This is a genomic window from Acinetobacter sp. Li1LvA2, from assembly GCF_056156705.1.
The window spans coordinates 142,639-165,725 of record NZ_JBSICF010000004.1; the positions used below are offsets into that span (position 1 = coordinate 142,639).

Genomic DNA, 23,087 nt, shown 5'->3' on the forward strand with positions numbered 1-23,087 from the left:
CAGCGAAAACTCGATATTCGTTTATTTATAGGTTTATATGAATACAATTTTATTGATTCCTACAGGCGAAGGGGTTGGTTTAACCTCTGCCTGCTTAGGCATGATTTACGCACTTGATTGTAACGGGATTAAAGCAGGCTTTTTAAAACCATTTTCTCAAGAAGACCAAGAACCTCTTGACCGAACCACTTCATTATTTGGTCATTTATTTCAAAGTAAAACTGTTCAATCTATTTCGCATGAAAAATTAACCCAGCTTATTGCCGCTGGAGAAGTAGATGAATTACTTGAAGAAGCGGTTAGCCTCCACCGTAGCGTTGCAGCAGACCATGATGTCATTATTGTGGAAGGCTTATTACCTAACGGACAAGACCACTTTGCCAGTGAACTCAATGCAAGTCTTGCACAAGCACTTGATGCGGAAGTTGTCTTGGTCAGTACAGCAGATATTCAAAATCCGAAAAAAACAGCAGAAAAAGTAGATGCTCATTTACGTCAATTTGGCGGTGCAGCGTCAAATCGTACTGCTGGTGTACTCTTTATGCGTACTCGTGGATTAACTGAAGAAACAGCACAAATTCCTGTTGCATTTGATCCATCATTACGACCGACTGAAGAAATCACAAAATTTACGAGCGAACTGCAAAAATATAATCGTTATTTCGGCTCTAGTGACTTACCAATTATTGGACTTGTTCCTTTTAGTAATACACTGAGCGTACCAAGGACTCTCGATATTGCAAATGTCATTGATGGGCAATGGGTACATCAAGGGGAAGCCAAAACACGTCGTATTTTGCATTCGAGTCTAATTGCTTCAAGCATTGAATATGAACTGAATAAGTTTATTGCAGGCGAATTAATCATTAGCGCATCTGAGCGTACAGATGTTTTACTTGCAAGCAGTTTAGCAACTAGCAATGGTATTCCTCTGGCTGGTTTAGTACTTACAGAACGAGAAGCGCCAGCACCTGAGCTTTTAGAGTTTTGTCAAAGTGCGATTAAACAAGGATTGCCGATTTTACATACCCGTTTAAATACATTGGAAACTGCACAGCGCCTGTCTAATTTTGGCAATGAAATTCCAACAGACGATATCGAACGTGCTGAGCAAGTGACCCGATTTGTTTCAAGTCATATTGATGTTGAATGGCTTAAGCAGCACAGTAACAATGCTGCTACCCCTCGCCTATCGCCATCGGCTTTCCGTCATGAACTGGTGCAAAAATCGATTGCAGCGAAAAAACGGATTGTACTACCTGAAGGTGATGAACCACGCACTATTCAAGCTGCAGCAATTTGTCAGGCACGTGGTATTGCTGACTGTATTTTGTTAGCTAAACCAGATGCTGTGCACGATGTTGCAAAAGCACGTGGTATTGAATTACCTGCCGAATTGGCAATTGTCGATCCTGATAGTATTCGCAACCAATACGTTGCACCAATGGTTGAGCTACGTAAAGGTAAACTCAACGAATTACAAGCTAAAGATCAATTACAAGACACTGTAGTGCTTGGCACTATGATGTTGGCCCTAGACCATGTGGATGGTTTGGTTTCAGGTGCGGTACACACCACAGCAAATACAGTTCGCCCCGCATTCCAGCTCATCAAGACAGCCCCTGAATATTCATTAGTTTCATCAATATTCTTTATGCTTTTACCAGATGAAGTCTATGTCTACGGTGACTGTGCGATTAACCCAGACCCTACAGCAGAACAATTGGCTGAAATTGCGATTCAGTCTGCTGACTCAGCGAAAGCATTTGGAATTGACCCGCGTATTGCCATGATCAGCTACTCAACAGGCACTTCTGGAACTGGCGCAGATGTTGAAAAAGTACAGCAAGCAACTCAAATTGCTCAGCAACGTCGTCCTGATTTACTGATTGATGGTCCACTTCAATACGATGCAGCTTCAGTTGAAAGTGTAGGCCGTCAAAAGGCACCAGACTCACGCGTTGCTGGCCGTGCAAATGTATTTATTTTCCCAGATTTAAATACGGGTAATACCACTTACAAAGCAGTACAGCGTGCTGCAAATGTTGTGAGCGTTGGACCAATGCTGCAAGGCCTAAACAAGCCTGTTAATGACTTGTCTCGTGGAGCATTGGTAGATGACATCGTCTTTACCATTGCATTAACAGCAATTCAGGCAGAACAGCAAGCCGCTGCCAAATAATTAATATAATTCACCTTTACTACCTCTCGCCATTTGATGTCCGCTCAAATGGCTTTTTTTATTTTAGTCATTCAAAAATAATTAATTTTCCGATTCCTGGCATTTAAATCACTTCAATATCTTCTTATGCGACTTTCGGTCAAAAGATCAACCAATCTCCCACAACACTATCTTTTTGTCATATAATTTAGCCCGCTAGCTAACAGCCCGCTCAAGAGATTTTCTGGTATGACAACGATTATCAAACAAGATGACTTGATTACATCGATCAAGGACGCCCTACAGTTTATTTCGTACTATCACCCGCAAGACTTTATCCAAGCGATGAGCCGTGCTTATGATCGCGAAGAAAACAAAGCCGCAAAGGATGCAATTGCACAGATTCTAATTAACTCTCGCATGTGTGCGGAAGGTCATCGTCCAATTTGCCAAGACACTGGTATTGTTAACGTTTTCCTTGAAGTGGGCTTAGATGTTAAATTTGATTTAACAATGAGCTTAGACGATGCGGTAAACGAAGGTGTTCGCCAAGGTTACCTTGAAAACAGCAATGTTCTTCGTGCATCTGTACTTGCTGATCCTGCATTTGGTCGTAAAAATACAAAAGATAATACCCCTGCTGTAATTCACTATAAACTCGTTCCGGGTAATAAAGTAGATATTACTGTTGCTGCTAAAGGTGGCGGTTCAGAAAACAAATCTAAACTTGCAATGCTTAACCCATCTGACTCGATTGTTGACTGGGTACTTAAAACTGTTCCAACTATGGGTGCAGGCTGGTGTCCTCCAGGTATGCTCGGTATTGGTATTGGTGGTACTGCTGAAAAAGCCATGATGCTTGCTAAAGAGGCGCTCATGGAAGAAATCAACATGGACGAATTACTTCGCCGTGGACCAGAGAACAAAATCGAAGAACTTCGTATCGAAATCTTTGAAAAAGTAAACGCACTTGGTATTGGTGCTCAAGGTCTTGGTGGTTTAACGACTGTCCTTGATATTAAAATTAAAGATTACCCATGTCATGCTGCTGGTAAACCAGTTGGTATGATTCCTAACTGTGCTGCTACTCGTCATGCTCACTTCCAGCTTGATGGTACAGGCGTAGCTCATATTCAAGCACCAAAACTTGAAGACTACCCTTCAGTAACTTGGGATGCTTCACAGTCTAAACGCGTAAACCTTGATACCATTACTCAAGAAGAAATGGATTCTTGGAAACCAGGCGACACATTACTTCTTAGCGGAACAATGTACACAGGTCGTGATGCTGCACACAAACGTATGGTTGAAATGATCGACAATGGTGAAGAATTACCAGTTGATCTTAAAGGTAAGTTCATTTACTACGTAGGTCCAGTCGATCCAGTTCGTGATGAAGTAGTCGGTTCAGCAGGTCCAACAACTGCAACCCGTATGGACAAATTCACACGTAAAGTACTTGAGCACACTGGCATGTTCGGCATGATCGGTAAAGCTGAACGTGGTCCTACAGCAATTGAAGCAATCAAAGACAACAAAGCAACTTACTTAATGGCAGTTGGTGGTGCGGCTTATCTCGTATCTAAAGCTGTTCGTGAAGCTGAAGTTGTTGCGTTTGCAGACTTAGGTATGGAAGCCATCTACAAATTCGTCGTTGAAGATATGCCTGTTTCTGTTGCAGTTGATGTAAACGGTACTTCAATTCACGCAGTAGCTCCAAAAATCTGGCAAGCGAAAATTGGAAAAATTCCAGTAGTCGATGCAGCAGCTGGCTAATCAAGAAAAGCACCGAATCCGGTGCTTTTTTTTGCATTCTTTTTTTATTTTAAAATCTGAAAAGAATTGTAACAATTACTTCTTCAATCTGTGCTATTAATAAATGCACTCTCTCGCCATATATTGAATATAGGTCATTTCATGACTATTCGCCCTATTCTTAAAAACCTTTCAATCAGCCTCTGCTTAAGCTGTATTACAACAAGCTTATTTGCGTCTCCTGCTAAGTTAAGTTCAGTCAAAGAACTCATGCAAATGAGCCAAATTGATTACCTACTTAAAGAATCAATTAATGAATTAACACCTTACTATGATCAACAGGCAGAACAGATCGTTAGTAATATCACGGGTATCAAAACTTTAGGTCCAAAAGAAAAAGAGGCCGCGAAAAAGTTAGGTTTACTTTTGAAAGATTCGAGCAATCAGCTCATTAGCAATCCAAAAACCACTCAAGCCTTACAAGATATTTATCTTAAGACTTATACTGAAGAAGAAATTCAGGCTAATCTGAAATTTTTAAAAACCCCAGAAGGCCAATCAATTACACGTAAGAACGTGCAGATTATGGGGCAAATTTCAGAATATATGATGGAGTTGGGACAGCAAACATTTAATGACCCTAAAGCACGAGATCATATGCAAGAAGAGATGCTTAAAATTATTGCCCCACTCATGAAAGATAAAGAAAAGTCTTAATTTTTCTTTATCTTTTGCAGTCCATTACCAAGTTAAAGGATTCCATAATTTAAATGGCTTAATCAGATGTACATCTGATTTTTCATCATATTTGGCTGGCTTTAATTCTTGTGGTTTATGTCGAATCTTTCCTGAAGCTTCTTCAGCCACAAAGTTGTAGCTAGAAGATTTAAGCTCGGTAAATGCTATCTCTCTACGTCCTATATTGTCTTGCATTAACATAAATGGGCCAGTGTGTTCACCACGGTCCATTTTGTTCTCTTCATCATATTTCAAATAATAAGACGTTCCCGCCTCAACAGTGATATCAATATATTTCGGTTCTTGAAAATGAATACCAAGTAAAGGGCGGCTTGCAGAAAGACGATAAGTGCCTGCTGGCAATTCAATCCAGTAATAATGATTATGTAATAGACTCGGAATACGCTTGCCATTCACAAAGAGATTTATCGCCGCAATTTCCTGACGATTCCATTTCGTGTCTGGTCGATAAAGATAAACTACAGCAGCTTGCTGATTTTGTGGTTTGACTGGAGCAAAAGTCTGACCCAACTTTTGGTTAACCCAACCACCTACAGCAAAACCACCCACATGATATTGATCAAACAAACCAGGTTCTTTTTCAACATCAACTTTAGGTAAGGTTGCAGTCAATTCACCCGTATTTTTTTCTAAATGAGATGAATTTTGACAGCCCACAAACAATCCGGCACAGCACAAAGATACGATTAAATAACGCATGGCATCCCTCAAAGCGTTTTGTTTTTGATTTATTTTTTACAACGCAAAACTATGCGTATTTTGTATTTTTAAGATTAACACCGCGCACATAAATTGAAAACAAAAAAAGCATGAATCACTCACGCGATTCATGCTTTTTAGATGAATGAAATCTATGCAGACTTCGAATCAATAACCTTTAAATCTGCCTTAACAACACTTTCATGTGTTGTAGCTTCTTTAGGTTGACGCTCTGCTTTATAAACAGGTTCTGCTTCACCATTAATGACTGCTTCATTAATAATGACTGTCCCAACGTCAGTACGACTTGGTAAATCGTACATGGTTTCAAGCAGCACGTTCTCCATAATAGAACGTAAACCACGCGCACCCGTATTGCGTTCAAGTGCTTTCTTCGCGATAGCACGCAATGCAGAAACTTCAAAGATCAGATCAACATTTTCCATAGTGAAAAGATATTGATACTGGCGAGTTAATGCATTTTTTGGCTCAGTCAAAATTTGCATTAATGCTTCTTCATCCAACTCTTCAAGTGTCGCAATCACTGGTAAACGACCAATGAATTCTGGAATTAAACCAAATTTCACTAAGTCGGTTGGCTCAACCTGACGGAACAATTCAGCAAGTTTTTTGGTTTCATCTTTGTTTTTAACATCAGCTGTAAAACCAATACCGCCTTTCTCTTGACGCTGCTGTACAATTTTTTCCAAACCAGAAAATGCACCACCACAAATAAACAAGATATTCGAAGTGTCAATTTGGATAAACTCTTGCTGCGGATGCTTACGTCCACCTTGCGGAGGAATAGAAGCCACTGTACCTTCAATCATTTTTAATAATGCTTGTTGTACACCTTCACCAGAAACATCACGCGTAATTGACGGGTTTTCAGATTTACGAGTAATCTTGTCAATCTCGTCAATATAGATAATGCCCTTCTGAGCTTTCTCTACATCGTAGTCCGCTTTTTGCAAAAGCTTTTGTACAATATTTTCAACATCTTCGCCGACATAACCAGCTTCGGTTAATGTCGTTGCATCTGCCATTGCAAATGGAACGTCTAATAGGCGAGCCAATGTTTGCGCAAGTAAAGTTTTACCCGAACCTGTAGGTCCAATTAATAGAATGTTACTTTTAGCAATTTCTACTTCTTTAGACACATGTCCATTATGACCAACTTTTAGGCGTTTATAATGGTTATAAACCGCAACAGATAATGTCTTTTTGGCAAGATCTTGACCAATTACATATTGATCAAGCGCAGCACGTATTTCATGTGGTTTTGGCAATGCCTTACTCGCCCAGTCCCCTGCTTCAACCTGCTGGCTGGTTTGTACAAGGTCTAAGCAGACATCCACACACTCATTACAAATATATGCGTCCTCACCTGCAATCAGTTTCCCGACTTCAGACTGCGTTTTACCGCAAAATGAACAATGTTTTTGTCCTTGAGGATGTTCGGACATATTCACTCCACAAATAGAATCTTAAATATTAGGGCAAGATGCACTGCATAAATAACTAAATGGAGATCTTTTTCAACATCTCAAGTTATTTATATAAGAAGGTCCTTATGGACGCTTACTTAACACCTGATCAACCAAACCATATTCTTTAGCAGACTGTGCTGTCATAAAGTTATCACGGTCAGTATCACGAGCAACAGTTTCGTAGTCTTGACCACTATGCTCTGCCATTAAGCGGTTTAAACGTTCTTTAATAAATAGAATTTCACGCGCATGAATTTCAATATCCGATGCTTGACCGCGGAAACCACCTAATGGTTGGTGAATCATGACACGGGCATTTTCTAGGCAATAGCGTTTGCCTTTAGCACCAGCATTTAATAAGAATGCACCCATTGAAGCAGCTTGGCCCATACAATATGTTACGACATCAGGTTTAATAAACTGCATCGTGTCATAAATAGCCATGCCCGCTGTCACAGATCCACCTGGAGAGTTGATATAAAGGTGGATATCTTTATCAGGGTTTTCAGCTTCTAAAAACAACATTTGGGCAACAATTAGATTTGCCATGTTGTCTTCAACTTCACCTGTTAAAAAAATGACGCGCTCACGTAAAAGTCGTGAATAAATATCAAAAGAACGTTCGCCGCGAGAAGATTGTTCAACCACAACAGGAACTAAAGCATTTTCAATTGTTGGAACATACATACGTTATTTATTCCTAAATTTTTTGTGACTTAACCTATGGCAACAATATGCGGGATAATTTCTCAAATTGCAAAAGGTTCGCACTGAAATATTATATTATTTATACCTAAGTACTTAATGTCGCACTCAAATTGACCATATAAAGAAAAACAAAAAAGGCGCCTAAAGCGCCTTTTTCTGACTTCTTAAAAGATTAGCCCATACGGCGAGCTTGTTGTTCTTTCAATAAGTCATCATAAGATACAGCTTTGTCAGTCACTTTAGCACCAGCTAAGATGTGATCAACAACTTGATCTTCTAATACAACTGCTTCGATTTGAGCACGTTGTTGAGCATCATTCTTGAAGTATTCAATCACTTCCGTTGGATCTTCGTAAGAAGAAGCCATGTCGTCGATGTAAGCATCAACGCGAGCTTGGTCAACTTCAAGTTTAGCGTCAGCTAAAACTTTGCTTACCAATACGCCAAGCTTAACAGAACGCTCTGCTTGTTCTTTGAACAATTCGTCAGGAAGCATGCTCTTGTCAAAAGATTGCGCGCCTGCACCACCGAACTGTTGAGTGAACTGCTGAACCATTTGTTGACGTTGACGATCAATTTCTTGAGCAACCATTGCAGTTGGAACTTCAACTTCGTTCGCAGCAACAAGTGCATCAAAAGCAGCTTGTTTAACTTGGTTACGTAAACCATTGCGAACTTCACGTTCCATATTCTTACGAACGTCAGCTTTTAATTTCTCAACGCCTTCTTCTTCAGTTACACCGAAGATTTTCAAGAATTCAGCATCAATTTCTGGAAGTTTTGATTTTTCAACTTGCTTCACAGTGATTTTGAACTGAGCTGCTTTACCAGCCAAGTTTTCAGCTTGGTAGTCTTCTGGGAAAGTAACATCAATTACTTTCTCTTCACCAGCTTTCATACCAACGATGCCGTCTTCAAACCCAGGAATCATACGACCTGAACCTAATACGAGTTTAAAGTCTTCAGCAGAACCGCCTTCAAACTTTTCACCGTCGATAGTGCCTTCAAAGTCAAAAGTCACTTGCATGTCTTTTTTCGCCATACCCTTGGTAACAGCCCAAGTTTGACGTTGTTTTTGCAAGTTTTCGATCATAGCATCAACGTCAGCATCTTTAATTTCAGCTGTTTTACGTTCAACTTCTAAACCGTCGAATGCTTGTACTGCAACTTCTGGATAAACTTCTACAGTCGCTTCAAAAACTAAAGCATCTTCTTTATGTTCAACTTTATCAATGTTCGGCATACCTACCGCATTGATTTTTTCTTGTTGAATTGCTTCAAAAACGCTATCACGAATGATGTCATTTACAACTTCTTGATAAATGCTTGCACCGTATTCGCGGCGAACAACGTTTTCAGGTACTTTACCTGGACGGAAGCCGTTGATCTTCACAGTTTTGGCAGTGCGTTTCAAACGAGCTTCAAATTGCTCGTTAATACGGCTCGTCGGTACAGACACATTTAAACGACGGGCAACGCCCGAAACCGCTTCAGTCGTTACTTGCATGGCTTCCTCGATAAAAATTAGTGAGTAGGAACAGTTTTTTTAAAAGTGCTGTATTATATGACAACTTTCAAGATATACAAAATTAACCGATCACTTCATTTAAGTTAGCGTCATTATTCTCGTAAATTTCACAGTAATTTTATGATTCTTTAAATATTTTTCAAAAGACCTTAAGTAAAACTAATTTTTTAGTTATTCTTCATAAATCTAAAATTACAATCAAAATCTAAATTTAATCGTTTTTACAAACAATTACTAAGAATCAGTAGATTAGCTAAATAAAAGTACACTTTACTATTTAATCATTCACTTTGTCTTCACAATTCAATTGGCAAATCCAATTAACACAAACTGTACATATAAATAAGAATTATTATTATTCGCATAACGTTTTATATTTAAGTCCTGAATGTCATGTCATTGATTAGAACACGTAAAAAAATTGTTTCATCTGCAATCGCATCATCTCTTTCTATGATTGCAACAACAGCCATGGCACAAGAAGTAATTTCACAATTACCAACCATTCACACTCAAGCAACTCACGAAGAATCTTTAAAAGTAGATGAGTCGGCAAATTCAAAATTAGTTGCTCCCCTTTTAGATACTCCAAAATCCGTTTCTATTCTTTCTCAAAAATTAATTAAAGATACAAACTCTAATACTCTACTCGAAGCTTTACGCTATGAACCTGGTATTACGTTAGGTGCAGGTGAAGGTGGTACACCGTTTACAGATATGCCCTACATCCGTGGTTATAGTGCTCAATCATCTGTCTACGTTGATGGTGTTCGTAATTCTACTTCTCAAAATCGCGATATGTTTGCCATCGAACAAGTTGAGGTCATTAAAGGCTCTTCTTCTGCTCTTGGCGGCGGCGGCGGTGTAGGCGGAAGTATTAATTTAATCCCTAAAGTTGCTCATGAAGGTGACGTTTACCAAGGTAGCGTTCAAGGTGGTACTGACAACTATCGTCATATCCAGCTCGATGCTAACAAAGATTTTGGTAACGGAGTTGCTGGTCGTGTTGTGGTTATGGGCCATGAAAACGAAAAAGCTGGTGCAAATAATGGTGCTGAATATGCTCGTGCCGGTATTGCATCAAGTCTTGCATTTGGCCTAGATACTGCAACTCGTGGAACACTGAGCTACTACTATTTACGTAGTAATGATGAACCAGATGCAGGTATTCCATTTCTTCCTGTTGGTGGAAAACCAATTGACGTAAAACAAGGGACATACTACGGCTGGAAAGAGCGTGATTTTGATAAACGTGAAAACCATATTGGTACATTTAAATTAGAGCAAGATCTTGCTGATGATTTAACTTTGTCAAATACGATGTCGTATACAAAATCTAAATCAGATTACATCTATACAAATGCAGATGACTCAAAAGGTAATGTAACGAAAAACGGGACAATTTCTCGACGTGCTTTAAGTCGTATTGTAGATACTGATGCTTATAGTGATCAGCTTGCATTAAAAGGGAAATTCAATACTGGCGCACTTAAGCACTCTTTTAATACAGGTGCTGAGTGGAGCTATCAGGAATCAAGCCAAGGTGTTTATACTTTTACAAATGACTCTGGTACAACCTCAACTGTACATAATACAAGCTGCCCTGCGAGCAGTGCTCTTTCGAATGGTTGGTGTACATCAGTAAATAATCCAATGAATGGAGCATTTACCGATACTTTAGGTAGCATTACCAATCAATATACAACCCGCAGTCGTACCGTTTCTTTATATGCGTTGGATAGCATCGAATTTAACCCTCAATGGCTTTTAAATTTGGGCATACGTTGGGATAAATTCGAAACTGAACGTAAATATAATAAAAATATTTATAAAACAGTGGGTGGAGCTAACGGCAATTACTCAAATGATGTAAGCATTGCAGCTGGTCAGAAATTTGAAAACGACAGTGATTATTTCTCTTATCAAGCTGGTCTAGTCTATAAACCAACTGAAAATGGCAGTATCTATGCAAGCTTTGCAACTTCTGCTAACCCAGTTGGCGTAGACCAAGGTGACGGCGCAGATGCACTCTCTACATCTTCGCAACAAGCAAATGATTTAGACCCAGAAAAAGCACGTACTTTCGAAATAGGCACAAAATGGGACCTATTTAATAACCGTGCAAACTTAACTGCTGCAATCTTCCGCACAGAGAAGCAAAATACTCGTATCGCTATAGACGCCAACACTTCAACTAATGCGGGCGAAAGCAAAGTTGACGGCTTTGAAGTTGGTTTCAACGGCAAGGTAACTGATAAATGGGAAGTTTCAGCTGGTTATAGTTACTTAGACAGTGAACTTACCAAAGCAGCTTATAACGCAGTTGCTCAAGAAGGTAAGCCTCTTCCTTTCGTAGCTAAAAATAGCGCAACATTGTGGTCTACTTATAGAATCTTGCCTAAATTAACTGTTGGTGCAGGTGCGGAGTACCGTGACAAAGTATTTACGAATACAAATACGGGCACAACTATGCTTGAAGACAAGTATTTACCAACCTATACCCTTTACAATGCTATGGCTAAATACGACGTTAACAAGAACGTAAACTTACAGCTTAATGTTAACAATATCTCTGACAAACGTTATTTCACAAGTGCTCACCCTGCTCACTATGCGTTTGAAGGTATGGGCCGTAATGCTGTCTTAGCGATTAACTTTAAGTACTAAGTTTAAATTCCATAATTTATTTATGGAATTAATTAAAGTTCATATAAAATAGCCTCGTCACGAGGCTATTTTTACAAATGAAGTATCTATATTAAAAGGTGTTTGCTGTGATTCATCATATCCCCAATGTTTTAAGCAAAGAGCAAGTTGCCGAGTTTCGGAAACTTATGGAAGAAGCCAATTGGGTAGGTGGAAAAGTGACGGCTGGAACCTTATCTGCTTCTGTTAAAAGAAATCAGCAACTCTCGGAACAAGACCCGCTTACTCATCATTTGAGTGATATTGTCATCAAAGCAATTTGGCAAAATCCAGTGTTTCAGGCTGCGGCCCTACCCCACAAAATTATTCCACCGCTTTTTAATCGTTATGATAAACATGAAAGCTTCGGTTTTCACGTGGACAACTCAATTCGTCTTATCCGTGGCACTTCTGAGCAGCTCCGTACCGATTTATCTTGTACGCTATTTTTAAGTGAACCCGAAGAATATGAAGGTGGTGACCTTGTTATTGAAGATACTTATGGTTATCACGAAGTCAAATTACCAGCAGGTGATGTGGTGCTCTACCCGTCTACTAGCCTGCATGAAGTCAGTAGCATTACTTCAGGTACTCGTTTTGCTTCTTTTTTCTGGGTACAAAGTTTGGTACGCGACGATAGTAAACGCCATCTTTTATTTAATCTTGATGAGAGCATTCGAGAATTACGTAAATCACACGGCGATAACTACCCAGAAGTCATGAAGCTCACCAACATTTATCATAATTTAATTCGTATGTGGTCAGAACTGTAACACTATTTATTTTTGCCTTTTTAAGACTTAATAATCTTTTTTACCTTAAAAAGGCAAAAATATGAAAATAATTTTCCATAAAAAATAAAACAGCGCAAAATTAGAAAATTATTTTCTAAACAACTTAACTAAAATTATAATAAGAATTTTGCACAAGGTGTAATCATTGTTTAGATGTGATATATCTAAATATCAAGATTACCCGCAAACCATCAAACTTATTATTCTACGGTCTAGAGATGAAAACGAATTACTTGTTTGCCCAGCCTACTCAAGCAAGACATCATCTGCAACTCCTGATGCTGCGCCACGCGCGCGTATAAAAATTTTGTCTGCTTTTTAAAGCAGCACTTCAAAATTACCTTTAATTTTTCTGAATTAGATACCATATATTAAGTAGAGACGTTGCCTTTTAAATATATCCAGAGCAACCGCGCTACGAGACAAGGAGTTTTCTCATGATGTTGGCTGACCCTAGCAAAAAATACCGCCGTATGTACCAACGTGTGGATTTACCAGATCGCCAATGGCCGAATAAAGAAATTACAAAAGCGCCAATCTGGATGAGTACCGATTTACGTGACGGTAACCAAGCAATTTTTGAACCGATGAATATGGAACAAAAATTCAAAATGTTCAAAATGCTTGTGAAAATCGGTTTTAAACATATTGAAATCGGCTTCCCTTCTGCGTCTCAAATTGACTTCGATTTTACTCGCATGTTGATCGAAGAAAATCATATTCCTGATGACGTATACATTGAGGTTTTAGTTCAAGCACGTGATCATTTAATTGAACGTACTTTTGAATCTTTGGCAGGTGCTAAACGCGCAATTGTGCATATTTATAACTCTAACTCTCCAACCTTCCGTCAAAAGGTGTTGAATGTAGATGTTAATGGCGCAAAACAATTAGCAATTAATGCTGCTCAAAAAGTTAAAGAGTATGCAGCACAATATCCTCAAACTGACTGGATTTTCCAGTACAGCCCAGAGTGTTTCTCTGCAACTGAATTAGAAGTCGCTAAAGATGTCTGTGATGCCGTCACAGAAATTTGGGATGCACGTCCAGACCATAAAGTGATTTTAAACTTACCCGCGACTGTAGAAGTTTCTACACCAAATGTTTATGCAGACCAAATTGAATGGATGCATCGTAATTTGGCACGTCGCGATGGCGTGATCATTTCTGTTCACTGTCACAATGACCGCGGCTGTGGTATTGCTGCATCAGAACTTGCGATTATGGCGGGTGCTGACCGTGTTGAAGGTTGTGTGTTCGGTAATGGTGAACGTACAGGTAACGTTGACGTTGCAGCGATTGCATTGAACATGTACACCCAAGGCGTAGCGCCAGAGTTAGATTTCTCTAACATTAATGAAGTAATTGCAACGGTTGAAGAATGTACTGGCTTACCGGTACACCCTCGTCATCCATATGCAGGTGACTTGGTATTTACTGCATTCTCTGGTTCACATCAGGATGCAATCAAAAAAGGCTTCGAGTATCAGAAAAACGAAGAAGTCTGGGATATGCCTTACTTACCAATCGACCCGAAAGATTTGGGCCGCGACTATGATGCTGTAATTCGTGTAAACAGCCAGTCTGGTAAAGGTGGTATTGCATACTTATTAGAATCGAACTACAACGTTGTATTGCCGCGTCGTTTACAAATCGAATTCAGCCAAGTTGTTCAACAATATGCTGATGAGAACGGTACTGAAATTAATGCCAAAGAAATCTGGACATTATTTAAAGACACTTATGTTGATGTGAAAAACCATCATTACACAGTCAAGAACTACAAGTTATCTGATATTAACGGTACTCAGATTATCGAACTTGATGTGGATGTCGAAGGTGAAACACAACAACTTCGTGGTGAAGGTAATGGACCAATCTCTGCGTTCTTAAATGCACTTCAATTACCAATTGACGTATTGAACTATGAAGAACGTAGTATTAGTTCAGGTGCAAATGCGAAAGCATTAACCTTAATTGAGCTTCAAGTAAAAGGTACAGGTAAAGGTTCATTTGGTGCCGGTGTTCATGACAATACAGTCACCTCATCCATTGAAGCAATTATCGCATGTACCAACCGTTTGATTGATCAAGGTGTTTTAAGTACAGATCAGGTGGTTGCCGCCGCTGTTTAATTTAAAAAAACTCTTTTGAAAGGATACCTAGCTTGGTATCCTTTCTTTTTATTCCTGAAAGATTTAAAAGGCGAAATGTTCCCGTGTCTTTTCCAGCTGATTCAGTGGGGTTAGTCACTCCGCAAAAGTTCCAATTTGAAGAACCATTACATCTTGAATGTGGGCGTGTTTTGCCACGTTTTGAATTAATGGTTGAAACTTACGGCACTTTAAATGCAGATAAATCAAATGCCATTTTAATCTGTCATGCTCTTTCCGGACATCATCATGCAGCGGGTTATCACCATGAAGATGATAAAAAAGCTGGATGGTGGGATAGCTGTATTGGCCCGGGTAAAGCAATCGACACGAATAAGTTCTTTGTAGTTTCGCTCAATAATATTGGTGGATGTAGCGGCTCAACTGGCCCAACGTCACCAAATCCTGAAAATGATAATCGCCCTTATGGACCAGATTTCCCGTTAGTAACGGTACGTGACTGGGTCAAAACTCAAGCCATGCTTTCTGACCTGTTGGGTGTAGATGCTTGGTATGCAGTTGTGGGTGGATCATTAGGAGGCATGCAAGCACTACAATGGTCTGTCGATTATCCTGACCGCTTACAAAAGTGTGTGATTATTGCTAGCGCACCAAAGCTTTCAGCACAAAATATTGCATTTAACGAGGTTGCACGTCAGTCGATCTTATCTGATCCAGACTTCCACCATGGTCGTTATTTAGAAAATGATAGCTATCCGAAACGTGGCCTAATTTTGGCTCGTATGGTCGGTCATATCACCTATCTTTCAGAAGAAGCCATGAAACAAAAATTTGGCCGTGATTTAAAATCTGGCAAATTTATGTATGGTTTTGATGTCGAGTTTCAAGTCGAAAGCTATCTCCGTTATCAAGGCGAACAGTTTAGCCGTAACTTTGATGCCAATACTTATCTCATCATGACCAAAGCTTTAGATTATTTTGACCCATCACGTGAATACAATCATTCGTTAACAGAAGCGATGGGTAAAACCAAATGTCAGTTCTTGATTGTCTCTTTTACAACAGACTGGCGTTTTGCCCCTAGTCGCTCTCAAGAAATTGTAGATGCACTTATTACCAATCATAAGCCTGTAAGTTATCTCGATATTGATGCTGAGCAAGGCCATGACTCGTTCTTATTCCCGATTCCACTGTATGTCAAAACCATGCGCGCTTTCTTAGGCGGTGAAGAACACTTAAAATCGACATCACTGGAGGCAAGTTAATGCGTATTGATCAACAACTGGCAGAAAAGTGGATTAAACCCGGCTCAAGCGTACTCGATTTAGGGTGTGGTGATGGTGAATTACTCGCTCATATGAGCCAAAAGCATCAAATTCGTGCTTATGGTTTAGAAATTGATCAAGAAAAGATTGCAATTGCCGTCAGTCGCGGGTTAAATATTATTCAACAAGATTTGAATCTCGGTTTGAGCCGTTTTGCCGACCAGTCTTTTGACTATGTGGTTATGGCACAGGCTTTGCAAGCCGTAGATGCACCGGATGTTTTATTAAGAGACATGGTGCGTGTGGGTAAACAGGCAATTATTACTTTTCCAAACTTTGCGCATTGGAAGACTCGTTCTTTTCTTGCATTAAAAGGAATGATGCCTGTATCGGATGCTTTACCATATATGTGGTATAACACCCCCAATATTCATTTATGTACATTTAAAGATTTCGAAGCACTCTGTGCTGAAAATCAGATACAAATTATTAATCGACTCGCCGTCAATGGAAATCAGCAGGGAAGCCTGTTAAGCAAACATGTTCCTAATTTGTTTGGTGAAGTCGCTATTTATCGAGTGAGTGCACTATGAAAAAGACATTATTTAGCACACTATTTGCAGGACTGCTAAGTATGCAGGCTCATGCAGATTATATCGCCCAGCCACAATCGGTTGCGAGTCAGGCTGCACGCTTTTCAACAATGGGGGTTAATGACCTTCAGAAAGCTGCAAAAGCGGGTCAAGCAGGCGCGCAATTTTACCTTGGTACACACTACCAATATGGTAAAGATGTAGAAAAAGACGAAAAACAAGCTTTCGCATGGTTTAAAGCAGCAGCTGATCAAGGTTTATCACCAGCTCAACTTAACGTGGGTCGTATGTACGCCGACGGTATTGGTGTTAGAAAAGATGAGTCTATGGCTCGTAAATACTTTGAAAAAGCAGCAAGCAATGGTGATAACCGTGCAAGCTACAACCTCGCGATGATGGAAGAGCAAAAGAAAAACTACGTTGGTGCTTACCAGTGGTATGAGCTTTCAACTCGTGATGGCATGCTCGATAATAAAGTGATCAGCCTATCTGAAGGTAAGAAAACTGCTCTAGCGGCGAACTTAACTCAAGAACAAATCCGTACAGCGCGTGACCGTGCAGATAAATGGATTCAAGCACAATAATAACGGTTCATCCGTAAAAAACCTTACTCGACTAAAGCCACCTTGTATGCTCTACAAGGTGGCTTTAGTTTAGGTTGTCCCATTTTATATTCTATTTATTTCCCTCTATATCCCCTCTTAAAAAACACGTAACATAACTCACGTTCGATATTAGCTATAAAGTTTGGTTTTATTATGTCTACCCCACATTGGTTTGATCAGGGCAGTTTAGTTCTTGCCAGCAATAACAAAGGTAAAGTCGCTGAGTTTGAAAAACTTTTTGAACAGCTTAAGTTACCTGTAGAAATTATTCCTCAAGGTCGCCTTAATATTCCCGATGCAATCGAAGACGGCTTAAGCTTTATTGAAAATGCTATTATTAAAGCGCGTCATGCTTCTAAAATTTCAGGTAAACCTGCTATGGCTGACGACTCTGGTATTTGTGTACCAGTCTTAGGCGGCGCACCTGGTATTTATTCAGCACGCTATGCTGGAGAACATGGTGACGATGCAGCGAATAATGCAAAATTATTAAATGACCTTTTACCCTACCGTAAAAATGGTGAAGTGATTGAAGGTATGTTTGTATGTGTACTTGCTTTAGTGACACATGCCGAAGACCCTTTACCACAAATTTTCCAAGGCATCTGGCACGGCGAAATTTTAGAAGCTGCACGCGGTGAAAATGGCTTTGGTTATGACCCACTGTTCTGGTTACCTGAGCTACAAGTTTCTAGCGCTGAACTTTCTAAAGAAGACAAGAATAAGATTAGTCATCGTGGACAAGCGATGCAGTTATTTAGAGAAAGTTTAGTATAATTTTTTCCATATAGCCTTTGAATACCACGTTAGAGAGTATTCGACTTTGTATAGGCAAACCTTACTTTTCAAAGATGAAAAGTAAGCAAAAATCTTTTGTTAGACTGATGGCACGTCCTTGTGCCACAGTCTAACTAGCGGCATCCATGCCGCCTTCTCACACGCAAATGTGGGGAAAGAACTTTAAAAATTATAGTGGAAAATGCAAAAACACTGCATAAATCGCAATACATACACAACTCACAATCGTCCCTGAGGCGATATAAGCCGCAGATCTTCCTGTTCCTTGATAATGTGTTTCTAGCGCTACAATATTGGCTGCTGGTGGCAAACAGAACATTAAAAACATGACTCCAATTTGCTGACTTATATTTGGAATCGGTAGAAATCTATAAGTTAATCCACAAAGAATAAGTCCACACACCACCTTAAATGCTTGAGCTTTGGTGCTGTAGATTAAGTCTTTTAAATGCACTCGAGTACGACGTAACCACATTCCCAGTACACACATTCCAGCAAATGTCATTGCGAACTTGGCAACCTCATATACCCAATGTATGGCAGGATGCTCGATATGCTGAGCACCTAACAACCTGAGCACAAGCGCGCAAAAGATTGAAATACACGGAGGAGAAGTTAAAACCTTTTTTAATATGCTGAGCTTACTTTGTGGCGCAGTAGTGACTGCCGTAACAGCCCATGCATTTCCAAAAAGAGACATACCAATATATAGCGCAACAATTGGAGCCGTAGCATCAGGGCCAAATAAAGCCATGGCAAAAGGAAAACCGAGCCAGCCCATGTTGGTATAACTCACGCAAAGCGCTAATAATCTGTCTTTAAATAAAGCTAAATATGCAAAGAAAATAAGAAATGCTGAACCGAAGCTAAAGAGCATCAAACTCAAACTACCCGGCTGATAAAATACCATGTTGTAAATAATCACAACTGGAATCAGTAAGCGGGCAAGCCAAGCTGAAAGAACAGGTTTTATCGTTTCTGAAAGAGAAGTCTGAGCAAGTAAAAGTCCAGTGATAAACGCCAATATTGGCAATAACAACGCCACGTTTTCTCCTCTCACCCATCAAAATCAGTTTATTATGCTACACCTTTTCAAAGTGAAATGTACTTTCCATTTCAAGTAATTTAAGCGCCCGATATCGGCCTGCCTATAAATTAAATAATTAAATAACTTCTCTATGAAAATTATCTTCTTAGGCTTTACCCCCATTCACTGTCTTAAAAGTGACATATAAGTGTCACATTCCTGTCATGGCAACCTGTTGATATAAAGCAAACTGAAAAGAGGTATAAGATCATGGCCGGTTTATCTATTTGGCACGTCGTTATTTTTGCAATTGTCGTTATTTTATTATTCGGTACATCTAAATTAAAAAATATCGGTAAAGACGTAGGCGGTGCAGTAAAAGACTTTAAAAAATCAGTTCGTGAAGAAGACGAAACTGCTGCTCTTAATACTCCACGTACAATTGATGCCCAAGTCAAAACCCCTGACAGCACATCAGTGAAAAGCTAAAGGTTTTCCACCATGCTTGATGTAGGAATGACAGAGCTACTCTGTTTTGCAATTATTGCAATTTTAGTTTTAGGCCCAGATAAACTACCAGAAGCCGCACGCTTTGCTGGTCGCTGGTATGTTCGCCTAAAACGTTATATTACCAATTTGCAAAATGAGATTGATCAAGAGTTGCGTCTTTCTGAATTTCGAAAAGAAATGCAAGAAGAACTCAACCGCATTGAAGCACTAGAACGCAAAGTACAACAACAACTTGAAGAAATACAAAAACAGTCTACTTCAGACAACTCAGAAAAAACTGAGGTAGCTGAAACTATATCTCAGTCTACGATGTACTCCCCTGTATCGGGTCATTATGAAGTGCCCTTTCTTGCTAAATTTACACCTTTGGTATCTGAAAGCGACACTTTAGAAACACCTCCCGTTAAATTGAAGATTGCCGTATGAACCAACTGCCTTCAACGACTATAAATACGCAAGAAAATTTAGACCAAATGCCAATCATGAATCATTTGGTCGTTTTAAGACGTCATTTATTTAGGATTGTCGGGGTAACATTATTTTTATTTTTTTGCTTATTACCCTTTCGAAATAATACTTACCAACTATTATCTGAACCTTTAAGGCTGCAACTTCCTGCATCATCGTCAATGATTGCAACAGATGTAACAGCAACCTTTATGGCGCCTTTTAAACTCAATTTATTTGTCGCGCTTGTGCTGGCAATGCCATTTATTCTTTATGAAATCTGGACTTTTGTCCGCCCAGCGTTATATCAAAAAGAACGTCATTTAGCACTGCCCTTACTCATCGGTAGTATCGTTTTGTTTTATGCCGGAGTTGCCTTTGCATACTACATTACACTTCCTGCGATTTTACATTTCTTTATTAGTGTATCGCCTGAAACTGTTGCACCTATGACCGATATTAATAGCTACCTAAGCTTTTGCTTAAAGCTGTTTTTAGTTTTTGGTGTCACTTTTGAAATTCCAATCGCGACGCTTCTACTGATTTTAATTGGTGTGGTAAATACAAAAAGTCTTGCTGAAAAAAGACGTTTTATCATTGTGGGCTGTTTTTTTGTAGCCATGTTCATTACCCCACCAGATGCAATTTCTATGGTGATGTTGGCAATCCCGATGTGGTTGCTTTTCGAACTTGGATTATTGTTCGGTAAAATTCTTGAGAAAAGAAAAACTCAATCTGCTGAATAAAATAATATTTAAGAAAAAGCCTGAACCTCTAAGTTCAGGCTTTTTTATATAGACCACTTTTTAATCTACAAAGCAATAAACTGTCTTCAAAGTGACTTAAAAATGTAAGAAAAGTGTCATTTACAGTCCATAGAATCAACTCAACAAATATACTCACAAAAGTTACGGATTTATTATGACAACTGCTTCTAACCACCCAACACGTCGCGACATTTTAAAATGGTTTACGGGGATCCCTTTTCTTCCATTAGGTGCGATGGCTACGGCAGCAACGTTAGCAGGATGTAACGATAGTAATGATGATTCAGACGTTACCACTCCATCAAAACCAATTAACTTTAAAAATGCAACGTTCACGTCAATGCCTGCGCCTTCTACTGTAGCAGAGATGGCAACAACTGCATGTGCATCAAAGCTTGCTATTTCATGGGAAGATGGCAGCAAAACTGAATATCAACTTGCTTACAAACCATTCTTTTTAACAGGTACAGAAGTTCCTGATGGTAAAGGCGGAAAGATTATTGCGGGCGGTTATGTTGATATTAATAATCAGCCCATTATTGATAAATCAGTTGCAGGTAAAGAACGTCAATTCTTCTCTGACTGTCCAGATGGTAGTTCTCTGATTAGCTTTAAACAAGCGACTGGCAAAGATTTCACAGATGCAGATAAGAAAGCATTAGGTGTAACTGGTAACCCAGTGTTCCATGTGGTTCAGTTTGAATATTTATCAAAAGACCAAAATGGTGGTGATACTTACGGTAAATTATCATCTCCGATTGCAGTGCTTACTTTAGATCAAGACCCGAAAACTGGTCATTTGACTTTAATTAAATATCACAATGTAGACACTTCAAGTGCGCATGGTTTATGGATTACTTGTGGTGCAAGCTTGTCACCCTGGGGAACTCATTTATCGAGTGAAGAATATGAGCCAGATGCTTTCAACCAAAAGTTAGGTCAATCACTTTCAACACTTAAAGCATTTAGTAAAAATGTGTATGGTGATGAAAATGCGGCTAACCCATATAACTACGGTCATTTACCAGAAATTACCGTAAATGCAGATGGTACGGGTCGTGTGACAAAGCACTACTGTTTAGGCCGTATTTCACATGAGCTTGTACAAGTTTTCCCAGACAACCGTACAGTTTTGATGGGTGATGACTATACCAATGGTGGTCTCTTCATGTTCGTTGCAGATAAAGAGAAAGACCTATCTGCCGGCACACTTTACGTTGCAAAATATACAACGGTACTTACAGATACAACGACTGGTCAGATCTCATGGATCAAGCTTGGTCACGCAACAAGTGTAGAGATTGAAAACCTCATCAAGAGCGGTATCAAAGGAACTGATATTTTCGAATCGGTTCTACAAATTGCCAAATATCCAAGCGATGCAACGACAGCAGAAGTTGAAGCTATTGATGCTGGAGATAAAGGTACGCCTGAACAACAAGCTTTAGCGAAAGCTGCGAAAGATCGTTTAAAACTACAACAAGCTACTCAAAAAGCAGAATTAGAAGCTCAAGGTTTTAAATTTACTTATTTGAGCAAAACTGGTGTTTATCTCAAGCTTAAAGATAACAGCGACAAAACTAAACTTGCAGCGGCTTTCCTTGAGACACACCGCTATGCAGCTTACGTTGGTGCTTCAATGGCATTGACCAAGAATGAAGGTACAACTGTAAATATTGCAGATAAACGCGCATATTCAGCTTTAGCTAACATTGTTGATTCAATGGTTGAAGGTGGTAGCGGTTACCTTGCTGAGCACAACGTTAAATTCCCGAAAATAACGGCTGGTGGTATTTTGGAGCATAAACTGACAGGCGGCCAAAAAGACAGCTCAAATGCCGCAATCAATAGTGAATGGGTACCTAGCCAATCTAGTCTTCTCATTAAAGGTAAAGACATTAGCTTTGACAGCTTAGGTAACACTGCTGACCCAGAACAGATTGCTAGCCCTGACAACTTGAAGTTCTCTGAAAAACTACGTACGTTATTTATCGGTGAAGACTCTGGTAACCATTTGAATAACTTCTTATGGGCTTACAACGTTGACACTAAACAGCTCATCCGTATCTTGTCTACACCAGCAGGTGCAGAATCAACTGGTCTACACGCAGTCGATGAAGTAAACGGTTGGACTTACATCATGAGTAACTTCCAACATCCAGGTGATGAATGGAACCGTTTCTATAAAGAAACTAATGGTGTTCGTACTGGTATCAGTGCAGATTTACTTTCGCAAATTGATACAGCCATTAATACAAACTACAGCAATAAATTTGCAGCGGCGGTTGGCTATATCACTGCCGACCCAATTGCTCCATCTGTTGTGAAGAAATAATCTCTTTCACCAAAATAGAAGAAACCTGCCTTGTGCAGGTTTCTTTT

General features: G+C 39.5%; 19 protein-coding genes. 14 read left to right on the forward strand and 5 right to left on the reverse strand.

Features of this window, described 5'->3' with window-relative positions; translation table 11 throughout:
- Positions 1 to 37: 37 nt before the first annotated feature.
- From pta to ACS604_RS10225, 3 genes are all read left to right on the forward strand, one after another.
- Positions 38 to 2,182 (forward strand): phosphate acetyltransferase, encoded by a 2,145-nt coding sequence (gene pta / locus ACS604_RS10215; RefSeq protein ID WP_474771638.1) that lies wholly within the window; start codon positions 38 to 40, stop codon positions 2,180 to 2,182.
- Between the two features lie 228 nt (positions 2,183 to 2,410).
- A complete protein-coding gene (locus ACS604_RS10220) occupies positions 2,411 to 3,937 on the forward strand; it encodes a fumarate hydratase (protein WP_004794749.1) in 1,527 nt (508 codons plus the stop codon).
- Positions 3,938 to 4,078: 141 nt separating this feature from the next.
- A complete protein-coding gene (locus ACS604_RS10225; RefSeq protein WP_151964008.1) occupies positions 4,079 to 4,633 on the forward strand; it encodes a DUF2059 domain-containing protein in 555 nt (184 codons plus the stop codon).
- Positions 4,634 to 4,657: 24 nt separating this feature from the next.
- Here ACS604_RS10225 and ACS604_RS10230 read toward each other — a convergent pair whose 3' ends face one another.
- The 4 genes from ACS604_RS10230 to tig all read right to left on the reverse strand — a co-directional run bounded on the left by ACS604_RS10230 (position 4,658) and on the right by tig (position 9,079).
- A complete protein-coding gene (locus ACS604_RS10230) occupies positions 4,658 to 5,374 on the reverse strand; it encodes a DUF2846 domain-containing protein (RefSeq protein ID WP_174740232.1) in 717 nt (238 codons plus the stop codon).
- Positions 5,375 to 5,526: 152 nt separating this feature from the next.
- Positions 5,527 to 6,840, reverse strand: a complete 1,314-nt coding sequence (clpX, locus tag ACS604_RS10235; protein ID WP_474771641.1) for an ATP-dependent Clp protease ATP-binding subunit ClpX — start codon at positions 6,838 to 6,840, stop codon at positions 5,527 to 5,529.
- A 105-nt stretch (positions 6,841 to 6,945) separates the two neighbouring features.
- Entirely contained in the window at positions 6,946 to 7,551 is a 606-nt protein-coding gene (gene clpP / locus ACS604_RS10240) for an ATP-dependent Clp endopeptidase proteolytic subunit ClpP (protein WP_003654845.1), read from the reverse strand.
- Positions 7,552 to 7,744: 193 nt separating this feature from the next.
- Positions 7,745 to 9,079 (reverse strand): trigger factor, encoded by a 1,335-nt coding sequence (gene tig, locus ACS604_RS10245; protein ID WP_151821260.1) that lies wholly within the window; start codon positions 9,077 to 9,079, stop codon positions 7,745 to 7,747.
- Positions 9,080 to 9,493: 414 nt separating this feature from the next.
- On the opposite strand from tig, the gene ACS604_RS10250 reads away from it, so the two are divergent.
- The 7 genes from ACS604_RS10250 (at position 9,494) to rdgB (ending at position 17,933) form a co-directional block, all read left to right on the forward strand.
- Positions 9,494 to 11,767, forward strand: coding sequence for a TonB-dependent receptor (locus tag ACS604_RS10250; RefSeq protein WP_474771643.1), 2,274 nt, complete (start codon positions 9,494 to 9,496; stop codon positions 11,765 to 11,767).
- 107 nt (positions 11,768 to 11,874) lie between these two features.
- Positions 11,875 to 12,558 (forward strand): Fe2+-dependent dioxygenase, encoded by a 684-nt coding sequence (locus tag ACS604_RS10255; RefSeq protein WP_474771644.1) that lies wholly within the window; start codon positions 11,875 to 11,877, stop codon positions 12,556 to 12,558.
- A 458-nt stretch (positions 12,559 to 13,016) separates the two neighbouring features.
- Positions 13,017 to 14,714: a 2-isopropylmalate synthase gene (gene leuA / locus ACS604_RS10260; RefSeq protein WP_182003078.1), complete on the forward strand. Its 1,698-nt coding sequence runs from the start codon at positions 13,017 to 13,019 to the stop codon at positions 14,712 to 14,714.
- Between the two features lie 83 nt (positions 14,715 to 14,797).
- Positions 14,798 to 15,958, forward strand: coding sequence for a homoserine O-succinyltransferase MetX (gene metX / locus ACS604_RS10265; RefSeq protein WP_049837917.1), 1,161 nt, complete (start codon positions 14,798 to 14,800; stop codon positions 15,956 to 15,958).
- Positions 15,958 to 16,551 (forward strand): methionine biosynthesis protein MetW, encoded by a 594-nt coding sequence (gene metW, locus ACS604_RS10270; RefSeq protein WP_001217230.1) that lies wholly within the window; start codon positions 15,958 to 15,960, stop codon positions 16,549 to 16,551. The genes metX and metW overlap by 1 nt, the downstream gene beginning before the upstream one ends.
- Positions 16,548 to 17,135: a tetratricopeptide repeat protein gene (locus ACS604_RS10275; protein WP_013198993.1), complete on the forward strand. Its 588-nt coding sequence runs from the start codon at positions 16,548 to 16,550 to the stop codon at positions 17,133 to 17,135. The genes metW and ACS604_RS10275 overlap by 4 nt, the downstream gene beginning before the upstream one ends.
- A 174-nt stretch (positions 17,136 to 17,309) precedes the next feature.
- Positions 17,310 to 17,933, forward strand: coding sequence for an RdgB/HAM1 family non-canonical purine NTP pyrophosphatase (rdgB, locus tag ACS604_RS10280; RefSeq protein ID WP_004794770.1), 624 nt, complete (start codon positions 17,310 to 17,312; stop codon positions 17,931 to 17,933).
- 190 nt (positions 17,934 to 18,123) lie between these two features.
- Here rdgB and ACS604_RS10285 read toward each other — a convergent pair whose 3' ends face one another.
- On the reverse strand, positions 18,124 to 18,999 hold the full coding sequence (locus ACS604_RS10285; protein WP_199943593.1) for an AEC family transporter: 876 nt from the start codon (positions 18,997 to 18,999) through the stop codon (positions 18,124 to 18,126).
- Between the two features lie 252 nt (positions 19,000 to 19,251).
- Here ACS604_RS10285 and ACS604_RS10290 point away from each other — a divergent pair, with 252 nt between their 5' ends.
- The 4 genes from ACS604_RS10290 to ACS604_RS10305 all read left to right on the forward strand — a co-directional run bounded on the left by ACS604_RS10290 (position 19,252) and on the right by ACS604_RS10305 (position 23,040).
- Entirely contained in the window at positions 19,252 to 19,470 is a 219-nt protein-coding gene (locus ACS604_RS10290; protein WP_004794775.1) for a Sec-independent protein translocase subunit TatA, read from the forward strand.
- Between the two features lie 12 nt (positions 19,471 to 19,482).
- Positions 19,483 to 19,917, forward strand: a complete 435-nt coding sequence (gene tatB / locus ACS604_RS10295; protein WP_474771661.1) for a Sec-independent protein translocase protein TatB — start codon at positions 19,483 to 19,485, stop codon at positions 19,915 to 19,917.
- Positions 19,914 to 20,684, forward strand: coding sequence for a twin-arginine translocase subunit TatC (tatC, locus tag ACS604_RS10300; protein WP_174738913.1), 771 nt, complete (start codon positions 19,914 to 19,916; stop codon positions 20,682 to 20,684). Before tatB ends, tatC begins: the two co-directional genes overlap by 4 nt.
- A 175-nt stretch (positions 20,685 to 20,859) precedes the next feature.
- Positions 20,860 to 23,040, forward strand: a complete 2,181-nt coding sequence (locus ACS604_RS10305; protein WP_353155574.1) for a PhoX family protein — start codon at positions 20,860 to 20,862, stop codon at positions 23,038 to 23,040.
- The last annotated feature ends 47 nt before the right edge of the window (positions 23,041 to 23,087 follow it).

What these genes read in the sequence shown, in the direction of transcription:
- rdgB (WP_004794770.1), top strand. Translation starts at nt 17,310, where the DNA reads ATGTCTACCCCACATTGGTTTGATCAGGGCAGTTTAGTTCTTGCCAGC.
- ACS604_RS10275 (WP_013198993.1), top strand. Translation starts at nt 16,548, where the DNA reads ATGAAAAAGACATTATTTAGCACACTATTTGCAGGACTGCTAAGTATG.
- clpX (WP_474771641.1), bottom strand. Translation starts at nt 6,840, where the DNA reads ATGTCCGAACATCCTCAAGGACAAAAACATTGTTCATTTTGCGGTAAA.
- metW (WP_001217230.1), top strand. Translation starts at nt 15,958, where the DNA reads ATGCGTATTGATCAACAACTGGCAGAAAAGTGGATTAAACCCGGCTCA.
- tatC (WP_174738913.1), top strand. Translation starts at nt 19,914, where the DNA reads ATGAACCAACTGCCTTCAACGACTATAAATACGCAAGAAAATTTAGAC.
- tatB (WP_474771661.1), top strand. Translation starts at nt 19,483, where the DNA reads ATGCTTGATGTAGGAATGACAGAGCTACTCTGTTTTGCAATTATTGCA.
- ACS604_RS10290 (WP_004794775.1), top strand. Translation starts at nt 19,252, where the DNA reads ATGGCCGGTTTATCTATTTGGCACGTCGTTATTTTTGCAATTGTCGTT.
- ACS604_RS10250 (WP_474771643.1), top strand. Translation starts at nt 9,494, where the DNA reads ATGTCATTGATTAGAACACGTAAAAAAATTGTTTCATCTGCAATCGCA.
- leuA (WP_182003078.1), top strand. Translation starts at nt 13,017, where the DNA reads ATGATGTTGGCTGACCCTAGCAAAAAATACCGCCGTATGTACCAACGT.
- ACS604_RS10230 (WP_174740232.1), bottom strand. Translation starts at nt 5,374, where the DNA reads ATGCGTTATTTAATCGTATCTTTGTGCTGTGCCGGATTGTTTGTGGGC.
- ACS604_RS10220 (WP_004794749.1), top strand. Translation starts at nt 2,411, where the DNA reads ATGACAACGATTATCAAACAAGATGACTTGATTACATCGATCAAGGAC.
- pta (WP_474771638.1), top strand. Translation starts at nt 38, where the DNA reads ATGAATACAATTTTATTGATTCCTACAGGCGAAGGGGTTGGTTTAACC.
- tig (WP_151821260.1), bottom strand. Translation starts at nt 9,079, where the DNA reads ATGCAAGTAACGACTGAAGCGGTTTCGGGCGTTGCCCGTCGTTTAAAT.
- clpP (WP_003654845.1), bottom strand. Translation starts at nt 7,551, where the DNA reads ATGTATGTTCCAACAATTGAAAATGCTTTAGTTCCTGTTGTGGTTGAA.
- ACS604_RS10305 (WP_353155574.1), top strand. Translation starts at nt 20,860, where the DNA reads ATGACAACTGCTTCTAACCACCCAACACGTCGCGACATTTTAAAATGG.
- ACS604_RS10225 (WP_151964008.1), top strand. Translation starts at nt 4,079, where the DNA reads ATGACTATTCGCCCTATTCTTAAAAACCTTTCAATCAGCCTCTGCTTA.